Source organism: Larkinella rosea, assembly GCF_003858635.1.
GTDB lineage: Bacteria > Bacteroidota > Bacteroidia > Cytophagales > Spirosomataceae > Larkinella > Larkinella rosea.
Genome location: NZ_RQJO01000010.1, coordinates 452,271 through 465,355 on the forward strand (window position 1 = coordinate 452,271; position 13,085 = coordinate 465,355).

General features: G+C 48.7%; 13 protein-coding genes. 4 read left to right on the forward strand and 9 right to left on the reverse strand.

The window, feature by feature from the left end; all coding sequences use genetic code 11:
- The first annotated feature begins 48 nt into the window (after positions 1-48).
- Entirely contained in the window at positions 49-396 is a 348-nt protein-coding gene (locus EHT25_RS22735; protein WP_124877458.1) for a DoxX family protein, read from the forward strand.
- Here the strand turns inward: EHT25_RS22735 and EHT25_RS22740 are convergent.
- Positions 387-935, reverse strand: coding sequence for a GNAT family N-acetyltransferase (locus EHT25_RS22740; protein ID WP_124877459.1), 549 nt, complete (start codon positions 933-935; stop codon positions 387-389). The two genes, EHT25_RS22735 and EHT25_RS22740, sit on opposite strands and share 10 nt — an antisense overlap.
- Positions 936-1,268: 333 nt before the next feature.
- Here EHT25_RS22740 and EHT25_RS22745 point away from each other — a divergent pair, with 333 nt between their 5' ends.
- Positions 1,269-3,305 carry a M13 family metallopeptidase gene (locus EHT25_RS22745; RefSeq protein ID WP_124877460.1) on the forward strand — a complete coding sequence of 679 codons (2,037 nt, stop codon included), beginning with the start codon at positions 1,269-1,271 and terminating at the stop codon, positions 3,303-3,305.
- Between the two features lie 73 nt (positions 3,306-3,378).
- Positions 3,379-3,792 (forward strand): globin domain-containing protein, encoded by a 414-nt coding sequence (locus tag EHT25_RS22750; RefSeq protein WP_124877461.1) that lies wholly within the window; start codon positions 3,379-3,381, stop codon positions 3,790-3,792.
- 66 nt (positions 3,793-3,858) lie between these two features.
- Here the strand turns inward: EHT25_RS22750 and EHT25_RS22755 are convergent, their stop codons facing one another.
- The 7 genes from EHT25_RS22755 to EHT25_RS22785 all read right to left on the reverse strand — a co-directional run bounded on the left by EHT25_RS22755 (position 3,859) and on the right by EHT25_RS22785 (position 9,745).
- Positions 3,859-4,515 carry a putative outer membrane beta-barrel protein gene (locus tag EHT25_RS22755; RefSeq protein WP_124877462.1) on the reverse strand — a complete coding sequence of 219 codons (657 nt, stop codon included), beginning with the start codon at positions 4,513-4,515 and terminating at the stop codon, positions 3,859-3,861.
- Positions 4,516-4,663: 148 nt separating this feature from the next.
- On the reverse strand, positions 4,664-5,740 hold the full coding sequence (locus EHT25_RS22760; RefSeq protein WP_124877463.1) for an aminotransferase class V-fold PLP-dependent enzyme: 1,077 nt from the start codon (positions 5,738-5,740) through the stop codon (positions 4,664-4,666).
- 6 nt (positions 5,741-5,746) lie between these two features.
- Positions 5,747-6,082, reverse strand: coding sequence for a hypothetical protein (locus tag EHT25_RS22765; RefSeq protein WP_124877464.1), 336 nt, complete (start codon positions 6,080-6,082; stop codon positions 5,747-5,749).
- Between the two features lie 115 nt (positions 6,083-6,197).
- Positions 6,198-8,102 (reverse strand): phosphoglycerate dehydrogenase, encoded by a 1,905-nt coding sequence (serA, locus tag EHT25_RS22770; RefSeq protein ID WP_124877465.1) that lies wholly within the window; start codon positions 8,100-8,102, stop codon positions 6,198-6,200.
- Between the two features lie 9 nt (positions 8,103-8,111).
- A complete protein-coding gene (locus tag EHT25_RS22775) occupies positions 8,112-8,402 on the reverse strand; it encodes a HepT-like ribonuclease domain-containing protein (protein ID WP_374756170.1) in 291 nt (96 codons plus the stop codon).
- 51 nt (positions 8,403-8,453) lie between these two features.
- Positions 8,454-8,735 (reverse strand): nucleotidyltransferase family protein, encoded by a 282-nt coding sequence (locus tag EHT25_RS22780; protein ID WP_124877467.1) that lies wholly within the window; start codon positions 8,733-8,735, stop codon positions 8,454-8,456.
- Positions 8,736-8,743: 8 nt separating this feature from the next.
- Positions 8,744-9,745: a YheT family hydrolase gene (locus tag EHT25_RS22785; protein ID WP_124877468.1), complete on the reverse strand. Its 1,002-nt coding sequence runs from the start codon at positions 9,743-9,745 to the stop codon at positions 8,744-8,746.
- Between the two features lie 242 nt (positions 9,746-9,987).
- On the opposite strand from EHT25_RS22785, the gene EHT25_RS22790 reads away from it, so the two are divergent.
- Entirely contained in the window at positions 9,988-10,530 is a 543-nt protein-coding gene (locus EHT25_RS22790; protein ID WP_124877469.1) for a DUF2911 domain-containing protein, read from the forward strand.
- A gap of 64 nt (positions 10,531-10,594) precedes the next feature.
- Here the strand turns inward: EHT25_RS22790 and EHT25_RS22795 are convergent, their stop codons facing one another.
- Positions 10,595-13,006, reverse strand: a complete 2,412-nt coding sequence (locus tag EHT25_RS22795) for a TonB-dependent receptor domain-containing protein (RefSeq protein WP_124877470.1) — start codon at positions 13,004-13,006, stop codon at positions 10,595-10,597.
- Between the last annotated feature and the right edge of the window lie 79 nt (positions 13,007-13,085).

The window sequence follows — 13,085 nt, forward strand, 5'->3', positions numbered from 1 at the left end:
TTCGTTCAAAACCCAGGTTGTTCCTTTCAAAAATCAGTGTGATCGTCCATGAACAGCCTGAGTCTCTACGGTATAGCTGCGATTTACATCGTATCGGGTTTCCTGCATTTGTTCCGCCCCGAACCCTACCTCCGCATTATGCCCCCATACATTCCTTTCCACCCGTTAATGGTCGTCCTGAGCGGCATTGCGGAATTGGTTTTGGGCATTGGGTTGCTGTTTCCGGCCACCCGGATGCTGGCAGCCTGGGGGCTGATTTTATTGCTAATCGCCATCTTTCCGGCCAATATTTACATGGCAACCGCCGACAAATTTTCCTCCATACCGAACTGGGTCCGCTGGGGCAGGCTCCCATTACAACTGGTTTTGATCTGGTGGGCGTGGCGCTATACCTGAACCGGTTTTGCCGGACGTTTTTTTAACCACCGGACGCCTTCTTCCACTTCGCCCACGAACGTAAAACCGGTTTTCTGCAACACCCGCTGCGACGCGTTATACTCCTTCAGCGTATCCGCAATGACGGTTTTTACGTCGGGTTGTTGAAAAATCCAATCCACAAAACAGCTGACAGCTTCGGTTGCGTAGCCATTTCCTTCGAATTTCTTGTCCATAAAATACCCAATCATCACCTGACCGGCGGTATCCGGCGGACCCGCCATTCCCAGGCCGCCAATCGTCAAATTCAAGTCACGATGAACAATAATCCAGTGGGTGAACCAAAACCACTGGTCGGGATGAGCGACGAGATTCGGGATGACAAAGTGTGTGAGAGCCGCTTCAAATTCCGCCATAAAACGGGCATCGGCATTGAGTTCAAAGTTGGACAAATCCAGACACCGGGCGGTTTCCAGCGCAGCCCGGCTGGTGGACAGTTGTTCGAGATCAGAATGTGAAAGTGGAATAATTTGTAAGCGGTTTGAAATCAGAGAAGTCATTGAAGTAACTGATAAACGATTGAAAATAAGGACAACAAAAAACCGCACCACCTTTTTCAGTGATGACAGTCCTGAAACATCAATCGTTAAACCAGTTCAGGCGAGGAGCCGGAAAGAAGCAAAATGTACAGAGGCAGTTGTTTTATAACCGGCTTAAAAGTAGAAATAACCGACTAAGAAATCAACTTAATTCGGTCGAGTTAAAGCGTTTGGTGGTTTTTAATTCCCGAAATTGTACCAACGGTCAATATCCCCCGTTTTACGGTAATCGATCGAATTCCAAAAAATCCTACTTTTACTTTTTTCCGTAAGAGTCAACGAACCAAACCTTCTATGAAATTCACCCATTCGATCCTGCTGGCGGTTGGCGGCATGCTATCATTCACCGCCTGTAAAACCGAAAAAGACGAAACCACCCGCACGGTTTTTTTTGATAAATCGGGCATGGATACCACCATCGTTCCCGGCAATGATTTCTTTTCCTACGCGAACGGAAATTGGGTCAAGAACACGAAAATCCCGGATGACCAAACCGGATGGGGCTCCTTCTACGAACTGAGCGAAGAGAATCACAAAAAAACCAAGTCCATTCTGGAAGCAGCTGCCACCAGCGGAGCCGCTAAAGGAAGTACCGAACAAAAGGTGGGCGATTTCTACGCCAGTGGAATGGATACAGTGACCATCGAAAAACGCGGTTATGATCCCCTGAAAGCCGAACTGGCGAAAATTGCCGGGTTGAAAGATTACAAAGAAGCCCTGCATTACATGGCCGACGACGAAATTAACCGGGGGGGTGTTTTGTTCGGAATGGGCGTCGGCCCCGACGACCGGCAGAGCACCATCAACCGGCTAAGTTTTATTCAGAGCGGTTTAAGTTTGCCCGAAAAAGACTATTATTTCAAGACGGATGCCGAAACGGTGAAAGTTCGAACAGCTTTTCTGAAATACATTACCCAACTTTTTACGTTGACCGGCGTGGATTCGACGACGGCTCGGAAAAAAGCCGAAGGTATTCTGGCGTTTGAAACCACGCTGGCCAAATCGCACAAAGCCCCGGCCGAACTGCGCGATCCGATCAAGAACTACCACAAACTGTCGGTACCTGAACTGACTAAACTGACGCCCAACATCGACTGGAAATCATTTCTGGAAACGCTGACGGCGAAGACAGATACGGTTTTGGTGGGGCAGCCGGAATATTATCAGGCATTGAGTGCGGTTTTGCCAACGACTTCGATTGATGTTATTAAAGACAAAGCAGCATTTGGATACATCGACTTCAACGCGTCGTTGCTGAGCAAACCGTTTGCGCAGGCCCGGTTTGATTTCTACAACAAAACCTTGTACGGCCAACCCGTTCAGTCTGAGCGCTGGAAGCGGATTGCCCAAAATACGGATACCTATCTGGGCGAATTACTGGGGCAATTGTGGGTAAAAAAGTACTTCACTCCCGAAGCTAAAGAGCGGATGCTGACGCTGGTAACCAATCTCCAGAAAGCGTACCGTAACCGCATTGAAAAGCTGGACTGGATGTCGCCGGAAACGAAAAAGATTGCCTTGCAAAAGCTGGACGGCGTTACGAACAAAATCGGTTATCCGGATAAATGGAAGGATTATTCGGAAGTTGACATCAAACGCGATGATTATTTTGGAAACGTCCAGAGTGCCCGCAAACACGCTACGAAGGAGAATTTCGCCAAAATCAACAAAACCGTCGACCGCAGTGAGTGGCAGATGACTCCGCCCGAAGTCAACGCGTACGCCAATCCGTCGTTCAACGAAATCGTGTTTCCGGCCGGAATTCTGCAATTTCCGTTCTTTGACAAAGACGCCGACGACGCCATCAATTACGGTTCCATCGGCATGGTGATCGGACACGAAATGACGCACCTTTTCGATGATCAGGGCCGCCAGTACGATGTGCAGGGCAATTTACGCGACTGGTGGCAGAAATCGGATGCCGACAAATTCACCACCAAAGCCGATCAGGTGGTCAATCAATACAACAGCTACACGGTGCTGGATAACCTGAAACTAAACGGACGGCTGACGTTGGGCGAAAACCTGGCCGATCTGGGCGGTCTGGCCATTGCGTTCGACGCGTTCAGACTCACTGACCAGAGCAAATCTGACACTAAAATTGACGGATTTACGCCAAATCAGCGGTTTTTCCTGGGCTTTGCGCAGGTTTGGCGCATCAAAATCCGGGACGAAACGCAACGGGCTTACGTCCAGATTGACCCGCATTCGCCGGCCAAATACCGTGTCAATGGCCCGTTGACCAACTTTGTGCCGTTTTATCAGGCATTCAATGTGAAACCGGGCGAGAAAATGTATAAGCCGGAAGTGGACCAGACACGCGTCTGGTAGAAATGGGTTCATGCGTTGGTTTCTCTCGTAGAAATTCAAGGAAACCGGAAGACTTTATTTTTATTGGATTGAAATGGACGAACGTCAGATTTCATTGATTAAACACTCCTGGAACCACATCCTCCCTCAAAAGGAAGAAACGGGTGGCCTTTTTTACCAAACGCTTTTCTGGGACGATCCTTCCCTGCGGTTCTTGTTTGGTACCAATTTAAGCCCGCAAATCCGCAAATTCATGGATATGATGACGTTCATAGTCGACAATCTGCAACCGTTCGATCGACTCGAAAAGGAGTTGAAGGCACTGGCCCATCGTCATTTCCAATATGGGGTACTTGCGGTGGATTACGATACCGTTGGTGATGCCTTGATGAAGACGTTAGCCGAAAGGCTACAAGAACAGTGGACGCCCGAGACGGAAATCGCCTGGCGAAATCTGTATCGGACGATTACCCAACTGATGCTGAATAGTCTCAAATCTCGTTTGTAGCATTTCCGTATGCTGTTTTGCCGACGGTTGGTTAAACTGTCGGCAAAATGGATACACCTGAGGACATCAACGGCGGGAGCTGATGTGGAAGTTCGCACCGAGTTTGATCTGAGGACCCCGGTTGTTGCCTGCATAGGCCGGGGCTTTATCGTAATAATTGTTTTCGATCATCAACTCGATTCCTAAGCGGTCGGTGGCCCTGACGCCAAGCCCCAACCCAATATTCAGGCTGCTAAAACCGCGTCGGTCGTTGGGCCCCACGTCGCTGGAACGGAATTTCCCGATGTTAAAACCACCTTCACCAAAGACGTAAAACGAATTTCGAACCGGGTAATACCGGACAAAGGCCCCCGCCGAATTGGCCCGGTAACTGGTGGATGCCCGGCTTTCGAACGCACCCCGCAATCCGAGAGCCAGACTCCGCTGGATAAAAATGGCCGCCCGGGGATTGAAAGCGGTATACAGGCCCTGCCCTTTTCCGGTTGCAAAACCCAGCGAAACCCCAATCAGAGCTGCTCCGCGCTGGAACCAGGGCGAGCCGGGTCGGTCGATGTAGGATTTTTGATCGTCGGAAGTTGCTGTTACTTTTCGCTGCGTGGTATCGGGTACTGAAGTTGGGGGAACATCCCGCCGAAGGGTATCCGTTTCCTGAGCTTGTACAACTACGGTTGTTAGCAGACAAATGGCCAATACGTTGATTAACCGATGAATATGCCTTTTCATGTGAGTACGTTGAGATATAGTCTTAAAACCAGACAGCAGGAATAAAGTTTATTTCAACGGAAAAGCACCGGTTTTTACAAAGGCACATCGCAGTTTTGCGATTTTTCCCTGTAAAAACCGGTGCTCTTTCCGACGAATTCGCTAAAAACTAAACCTTTCCCAGCGCGTCGATCACCTGCGCAACCTGCTCCGCACTCGTTGCGGGGAAGTTCGCAATCCGAATCTGGGTGTCTTTGAATTGCCCGTAGCCGCTCCCCACCACCATGCCGGATTCCTTCACCTTGCTGATGACTTCCGAAGACGGTTTCTGGGTATTGGCCACGACCACCGTGCGCGAACGATGGCGGTCTTCTTTCACGAATGGTGAAAACCCGGGGTGACTTTCAGCGAATTTATAAATCATTTTAGCCTTTTCTTCTGTCTCCCGGCGAATGGTTTCCACGCCAATCCGGTTGAAATCTTCCGCAATTTTCCCCAACAGGTAAATGAATAGCACGTTGGGTGTCGCGGGCGTTTCGTAGGTTTTGTAGTTCTTCCACAAAGTCGGCAGGTTGTTGTGCGCGCCAATGTGCAGGTCGCCATGCTTCAGGGTTTCGGCCTTTTCGAGACACTTCTCATTGGCGATCCAAACGCCCAGACCGGCGGGTAGGCCAAACGCTTTCTGAACGGAGAAAAAGGCCGTGTCGATCAGCGAGAAATCCAGATCCGGGAACGGAGCTGACGAAACCATATCGACCGCAATCAGCTTTTTGGCGTTACTGCGTTTCAGTTTATGAATATCCGTCGGCCGGATCTGCACGCCCGAGCTGGTTTCGTTGTGCGTCACGGCAATCAATTCCGCATATTCCGGCACCTCAATTTCGCCGTAATCAAACCCTTCGCCGAACGGTTTTTCCTGCTTGTGGGCGTATTTCTGAAGCGAAGTCGCGTATTCGCAGAATTTTTTCGAAAACGACCCGTTCACCAAATGGAAACTTTCGTGTTCGACGCAGTTGAGCAGAATCCGCTCCCATACTTCGGAAGCCGAGCCGGTAAAGAAAATCCCGTGGGATGCGGGAATTGTCAACAGCTCGCGCAGTTGCTCGTCGCAAAACTGGTACAGACTCCGAAACCGGGCGCTCCGGTGCGAAATCGAGCCAATCTGCTCATCCATCGCCGTTTGCAGGTGTTGGTAAACGGTCGGATATAACTCCGCGGGTCCGGCGGTGAAGTAGGTTTGTTTCATAGTTGATCAATAAAAGTATTGTCCTGTCCAGCGCAGACTATCCGGAAACATAAGCCCGAAATTTCCAAACCGCTCCTCGTTGGCAAGCACGACGCCATTGCCCGGATTGCCCTTCTCGTAAATAACCGGCAGCTTCTCATTCAGCACCGCGTTCAGTTGGGGCTTCGTTAACCGGCGATTGAGCCTACTCGTGCCCGAAAACGGTTTTCCATCCACCGAATACTGAACGCAAGCCCGGTAAAACTGCCGGTATTTGGTGCTGACATATTCATACCGGACCACTGTACCAATAGTAATCGCACTGTTTTTCCGAATCTGCTTTCGTTCGTAGATGGTAAACATCTTAGGTACGGCAGCCAGTAAAATCGCAAGAGGAATAAAAGCAACCAGAAGGGCTTTCGAAGGGGGCCAATCCATTTGTTTTCCTTTTATCTCCTCGCTCATTTTTTCTTTCCTCTTAATATAACAACCGGAATTTGATCGTGTTGTCGATATTCCGTAGCTCATTCACCACTTCGTCCGAGTAATCCTTGGCAATATCTGTAATCACGTAACCAACCTGCTCGGTTGTTTTCAGGTATTGTCCCTGAATGTTGATGTGGTAATTGGCAAAAATCGCGTTGATTTTCGCCAGAATACCCGGAACATTCGCGTGAATGTGGAGCAATCGGTGCGAATCTTTCAGGAGCGGCAATTGCACCTCCGGGAAATTGACGCTGCCGTAGGTGCTGCCGTTGTTGATGTATTCCAACAGCTTACCGGGCACAAAATTGCCGATGTTTTCCTGCGCTTCTTCCGTGCTGCCGCCGATGTGCGGACTCAGAATGACGTTGGGCAAACCGCGTAACTCGTTGAGAAACTCCTCGTTATTGGTTTTCGGTTCATACGGAAATACGTCAACCCCCGCACCCGCTACGTGGCCACTTTTAATGGCCTCCACCAGCGAAGGTATATCGACGATGTGACCGCGCGAGAGGTTCAGGAAAATAACGCCTTCTTTCATCAGTGCAAATTCCCGCGCGCCGATCAGGTTCTTGTTGCTGGCCCGCCCGTCGGTGTGCAGACTGATGAAGTCAGCAATGGCAAGCAGTTCGTCCAGCGTTTTGCATTTCCGGGCGTTTCCGAGTGCCAGTTTGTCCACGATGTCGTAAAAATACACCTCCATGCCCAGCGCTTCGGCCACCACGGAAAGTTGCGTGCCGATGTTACCGTAGCCCACCAACCCCAGTTTTTTCCCGCGAACCTCGAAGCTGTTTTTGGCCGATTTATCCCAGACGCCTTCGTGCATTTTATTGCTCTTCGGGACGATGTTCCGCACCAGCATGATGATCTCGCCGATGGCCAGTTCCACCACCGAACGGGTGTTGCTGTAGGGTGCATTGAAAACCGCAATGCCTTTTTCGGTACAGGTTTTCAGGTCGATCTGGTTGGTTCCGATGCAGAACGCCCCGATGCACATCAGTTTATTGGCGTGTTCGAGTACGCGGCTGGTTACCTGCGTTTTTGAGCGAATACCGAGAATGGAAACGTCCCGGATTTTCTCGATCAGCTCGTCTTCGTCGAGGGCTCCCTTCAGGATTTCGACGTTAAACCCCTCGCTTTCAAACAGTTTCACCGCAACCGGATGAACGTTTTCCAGCAGCAGCACCTTGATGCGGCTTTTGGGGTAGGATTGACTGCGGCTTAACTTGTTATGGTACAAAAATTCGTCGAGGGAAGGCGCAATATGGTCGGCTTTTTCAATGACCTTCGGCCTCAGTACGTTCTCGGTAAAGGCGTAAAACCGGTTTGCCAGTCCGGATTCCCGGATTTCGTAGTCGGTGTAGCCGTCGCCAATCACGTAAATATCACCCTCCAGCTTCAGATCACGGATCAGTTTTACCTTGCCTTTATCGGTCGCCAGGGGATTTTCGCAGTCGCAACTGACAATGTTTCCGTCGGCATCATACACAAACGTATTCGCAAAGACATTTTCTTCCTTGATTCCCAGCGAAGTAACAATTGGAACGATAAACTCCTTAAAACCGCTCGATACGATGTAAATCTGGTCGGCGTTTTCGGTCAGAAACTGGCGGTTGCGCTGAAACGAATCCGAAATTTCGGTTTTCAGCGTTTCAATCAAAGCCGGCAGGTGGTCGCGGTGCGCGTGCAGTAACTCCAACCGGAGTTCAATTGACTTGGACAATGAAATCTCACCCGACATGCCCCGGTCGGTAATGATCTTGATTTTTTCGAGAATGGCTTCCCGGTCGCGGTGACCAGCCAATGAGATTTCACCCAATACATCCAAAGCCTCAACTTTGGTGAAGGTGCTATCGAAATCAATGACGAAATACGTCTGTTCGAGCGTTTTGGTTAACATAATGGAGGATTACTCTCTGTCAATTGACATTTGCTGTAAAACACTTTCTACTTTAACTTTCAATTCCGGAATTTTATCGATAATGGCCTGCCAAATGATATCATAATTTATTCCGAAGTATTCATGAACCAGTATGTTTCTCACGACATATAACGTATTCCACTTTACTTCGTTAAATTTATCCTGTGTGTCTTTTGTAACATAATTAGCGGCTTCGCCAATGATTTCCAGCAATTTAACCAGCGCCAGTCTAAGCTTTATGTCTTCCATGTATTGCTCATACGCCGGCCGTTTGTGAATTCCTGAATCAGCTGAATAGCGTCCAGCATATGCAAAAGCCGGGCCTTTTCGCTAACTTTTCCTTTCATAAATCAGCAACTTATCCTGGTCAATAAAAGGCTGTACGTAGGGTGACAACCCGCCCGTCGAAACCAAATCAACTTCCTGATTTAACAAACTTTCTAATTGAATTTTCATGGACGCAAATTGGAAAATGTCCACGCGTTCATCCAGTTCAACCAGAATATCGATATCACTATCCGGGCGAGCTTCCCCCCTTGCTTCCGAACCAAACAGATAAGCTCGTAGCACAGGCTGATTCGAAAAAAACTGCTGAATAACGGCTTGTTCCATTTTCTTGATCAGTCCAAATGTTCTTTCAAAAACCGCAAGGCCCGTTCTTCCGACCAGTAAACCGTTTGATTCGAACCGGCTGGTCGAAAACCGCAATGACCGCCCTGCGTCGGAAACTCCATCCAAACGTTGGGCAGTTGACGCGCCAATTCTTCCGGGAAACATTCGCGCGACAAAAAAGGGTCATTTTTGGCATTAACAATTAATGTCGGAATCGCAATTTTATCCAGATACTGCAAGGCGCTGCTCTGCTCGTAATAATCTTCGGCGTCGCGAAAACCGTGCAATTGGGATGTAAACAGATTGTCAAACTCCCGCAAAGTTCGCACTTTTTGCAATCCCTCCGTCGGAATTGCCCCCGGCATGATGGCGGCTTTTTCAAAAACTTTGCGTTTCAGCGTCCGGTTAAACCGTTTGTTATACACCTGACTGTCCCAGGCTTCCAGCCGACGCGAGGCTGATGTCAGGTGCAAGGGTACGGAAAATACGACCGCTTTTTCAATGGCCGGATGAATCGTTTTTCCCCGCTCACCGAGGTATTTTAACGTCACGTTTCCGCCCGCACTAAATCCCACCAGATTGATGTGCCGATACCCTCTTGCCACCGCATGATTGATAACCAGTTGCAGATCACCGGTTTCACCGAGGTGATAAAACCGCACCTGGCGATTCATTTCGCCACTGCAACTGCGGTAATGCCAGGCTAAACAATCAAAACCGCCCGCGTTCAGATGCCGCACCATTCCCGCCAGATACTGCCGCCGGGAATCGCCCTCCAATCCGTGCGATAAAATAGTTAAGCGTTGGCTGGCGCGTTCCGTTTCGTTTTTTTCACTCTTAACTGACGAAAAGCTCCAGTCCAGATCCAGAAAATCGTCGTCGGGGGTTTCAATGCGCTCACGGGTGTAGGCTACGCTGACTTTTCGGAACAAAGCCGGGATGATGGTTTGCAAGTGCCCGTTCCACAAATGAGCGGGCGGGCGATAATCCGAAGAGGTAATCAGCGGCATAAAGAATTCTCAGAAGAAACACAAAGGTAAGCGGTTCGGCGGCAACCGGAAAGGTAAACTTGAGGAAAGACAAAAGAGATTCGTCACGGCCGGTTTTTTTGGTAGATTTTTTGTAAGCAATTGAACTATTTCGATTAACCATTCAACTTATTTTATCGTCCGATTAAACCTGTTCTGTATCTTTTTGCTCTAAGTTTTGTTTTCTTTGTGACGAATCATTCACTAAAAACTTTCTATTACCTATGAAAAAGGGATTGTTAGTATTGATTGCCCTGCTGGTTACGGCAACCTCTACCCTTGTTTTTGCGCAGGCCAAAAGTCCACACTTAAAAGTTGAGAGCCCCGGTAAAAGCGTAAAAGTCGTTTACGGGCAACCTTCGAAACGGGGACGCGTCATCTTTGGCCCAACCGGTTTGGAAAAATACGGTACGGTTTGGCGGACCGGCGCGGATGAAGCGACCGAAATTACGTTTGCCAAAGATGTCACATTTGGTGGCAAACCCGTGAAAGCCGGTACGTATACGCTCTTTACCATTCCGAATGAAAAAGAATGGACGGTTATTTTGAACAGCAAATTGGGTCAATGGGGCGCTTATGACTACATCGATCCGGTGAAAGGCGTTGAATTGAAGAAAAAAGACGTGGCTCAGTTCACGGTTCCGGCTAAAACCAATGCAACGCCGGTAGAGAAACTAACCATTACCCCAACGGAATCTGACGTAACGATTGCCTGGGACAACGCGACCATCGCCATTCCGGTGAAGCCCGCTGGTAGTGCCAACTGAATGAAACCAGCTTTTAAACTAAAAACCGCCCGGCCAAATTGACCGGGCGGTTTTTAGTTTATTCTTAATTCGAACCTTCGCCGGCTTTTTTGTCGTCATTGCTGATCCGTTTCTTCTGGCGCTGCTGGCTGCTGCTCATCCTGCCAAATTCGTATTTCAGGTTAAGTCGCCAGCCCCGGCGGTACATCGCCACATCCTGGGTCTGCACAAAGTTGGGACCGACGAAATCGTTCCGCCAGCGAATGACCTCGTTAAACGGATTGTCGTACCCGAAACCGATGGTGCCTTTTTTCTTCAGAATTTCTTTTTGCACCACGATATTGTAGAAAGCAAAACTGCCGCTTTTGCCCTGCAGATTGACCCGCGCCGAATTATAAAACCCGAAGAGCTGGGCTTTAAATCCTTTGCCAAAATCAACGCTCGAATTGAGATTGAGCCGGTACATCCAGTCTTCGTTACGGGTTTTTAACTCGGCACTTTCCAGCACATTATAAAACAAATTGAGCGAGCCATTCACCGACCATTGTTTCGTAAGTTTTGTATTCGCACTGAGGTTAACTCCGTAAGCGGAATTCTGGGCTACATTCTGAAAAATCTGTTTCAACACGCCTTCCTTATCAACCGTACTGATGCTCTCAATAGCGTTGTTGGTCTGGCGCAAGAAGAACGACGCATTCAGGCTCGTTTGTTTGATTGAAATGCTGTAATTCGCTTCGACGGAATGGGTTAATTCGGGTTTCAAATAGGGATTGCCGCCGTAGAGATTTTTAGAATCTGCCTGATTGACGTAGGGATTCAGGTAAAAAAACTGGGGCCGCTGAATGCGTTGGGAATAACTCAACCGGATTTGCTGCTCTTTCTTTAACCGGCGCGACAGGCTCAGATTCGGAATAAAGTTTCCGTACGTATTTGAAATGGAAGCGGTTCCGTTCAGAAAATTGGCCTGAATAAAAGTGTGTTCGTAGCGGGCGCCCACGTTAATTCCCCAGCGGTTTTTTGGCGTTCGGCTGTAAACCACATACGCCGACGCAACCTGCTGGTTATAGTCAAAAACGTTCGCCTGGGCTGGTATATCGGTAAAAAGCGTTGACCCATCAGTGGCACTGGCGATTCGGTAATCGCTCAGAATTTGCCGAAAAATGGTTTTGGAACCGATTTCGAGCGTACTGATGCTGTCCAGCGGATTGGTAAAATCGAGCTGAATGGTACCTTCTTTGTTATTGCTGATGTTATAACTTTTTTCGCGGTAATAAATGGTTTCGCTCCGGTTCAATAAATTAGAGATGTAATCACTGTCTTCACCCTCAAACGAGTACATCATCAGGAAGTTAATTTCTTTTTTGGGCTTCTTAAATAAGCGAGTGTAATCCAGATTAAGCGTAGCGCCCGACCAGTCGTAGGTGCGACTCATGTCTCGACGGAAATACTGATTAACAACGCCCCGACTGCTTTCTTCAAAAGTAATATCAAACCCGTTGGTGTTGATCCCGTCGTAGTAATTTAATCCGGCACCCAGCCGGTTCAGTGAGTCAATATCCCAATCGACATTCAGGGTTCCGTAGAAATTTTTTCCGTTCCCGTTGACCCACTGCGGCTGATTCTGGTTGGTAACCGTATTTTCAGTAAGAAACGACCGGTTTAGTTCAATATAGCGTTTATTTTTCCAGTCACTATACCCGCCATTGGCCGAAATACCCAAGTTTTTCATGCGGTGGTTAATACTCGCATTCTGCCAGTTGTTCCAGCGGCTGAAATTGGGACTGATCGAACCACTCGTACCCCGCAACGTGTTTTTCTTCGTGATGATATTGATGATACCGGCGGTTCCTTCCGCATCGTATTTTGCCGACGGTGAGGTGATGATCTCGACCTGTTTGATGATGTCGGCCGGAATTTGTTTTAAGGCGTCCGAAATACTGCGGGCCACCACGCTGGACGGTTTGTTATTGATCAGTACCTTGATGTTGGAACTGCCACGAAGCTGGACATTTCCTTCAATATCAACGGCAATGGACGGGATTTTTTTCAGCACATCGGTCGCATCACCGCCTTTGACGCTGATGTCTTTTTCCGCGTTATATACCATCCGGTCCGACTTTTCTTCAAAGAGCGTCTTTTGTTCCGTAATGGTTACTTCAGCTAATTTCTGAACCGTCTGGGCGAGTCTGATGGTCCCTGTTTCCACCTCCTGTCCATCCAAAACACGGATATTTTCGACTGTTTTTGTGGTATAGCCCACAAATGAAATCTGCAGAGAATACGTTCCGACAGCGACCTTCGCAAATAAAAACCGGCCTTTGGAATCGGCCGTTACACCCTCAATGATTTTGCCTTCTTTTAGCAGCGCAACCGTGGCAAACTCAACCGGTTTGTTGGCGGTTGAATCGAGCAGAAAACCGGAAACGCTCGCGTGCTGAGCCCATAAAAAACCGGTGCCGAACGCGAATGCGATCAGGGTAAGTAGTAAAAACTTCATTGCATTTGTTGTTGGTCGAACGTGTATTTGTCAGGATGTGCACCGGGGAATTTAAGTACACCAAAGACACGCATGAAAG

What these genes read in the sequence shown, in the direction of transcription:
- EHT25_RS22735 (WP_124877458.1), top strand. Translation starts at nt 49, where the DNA reads ATGAACAGCCTGAGTCTCTACGGTATAGCTGCGATTTACATCGTATCG.
- EHT25_RS22740 (WP_124877459.1), bottom strand. Translation starts at nt 935, where the DNA reads ATGACTTCTCTGATTTCAAACCGCTTACAAATTATTCCACTTTCACAT.
- EHT25_RS22745 (WP_124877460.1), top strand. Translation starts at nt 1,269, where the DNA reads ATGAAATTCACCCATTCGATCCTGCTGGCGGTTGGCGGCATGCTATCA.
- EHT25_RS22750 (WP_124877461.1), top strand. Translation starts at nt 3,379, where the DNA reads ATGGACGAACGTCAGATTTCATTGATTAAACACTCCTGGAACCACATC.
- EHT25_RS22755 (WP_124877462.1), bottom strand. Translation starts at nt 4,515, where the DNA reads ATGAAAAGGCATATTCATCGGTTAATCAACGTATTGGCCATTTGTCTG.
- EHT25_RS22760 (WP_124877463.1), bottom strand. Translation starts at nt 5,740, where the DNA reads ATGAAACAAACCTACTTCACCGCCGGACCCGCGGAGTTATATCCGACC.
- EHT25_RS22765 (WP_124877464.1), bottom strand. Translation starts at nt 6,082, where the DNA reads ATGTTTACCATCTACGAACGAAAGCAGATTCGGAAAAACAGTGCGATT.
- serA (WP_124877465.1), bottom strand. Translation starts at nt 8,102, where the DNA reads ATGTTAACCAAAACGCTCGAACAGACGTATTTCGTCATTGATTTCGAT.
- EHT25_RS22780 (WP_124877467.1), bottom strand. Translation starts at nt 8,735, where the DNA reads ATGGAACAAGCCGTTATTCAGCAGTTTTTTTCGAATCAGCCTGTGCTA.
- EHT25_RS22785 (WP_124877468.1), bottom strand. Translation starts at nt 9,745, where the DNA reads ATGCCGCTGATTACCTCTTCGGATTATCGCCCGCCCGCTCATTTGTGG.
- EHT25_RS22790 (WP_124877469.1), top strand. Translation starts at nt 9,988, where the DNA reads ATGAAAAAGGGATTGTTAGTATTGATTGCCCTGCTGGTTACGGCAACC.
- EHT25_RS22795 (WP_124877470.1), bottom strand. Translation starts at nt 13,006, where the DNA reads ATGAAGTTTTTACTACTTACCCTGATCGCATTCGCGTTCGGCACCGGT.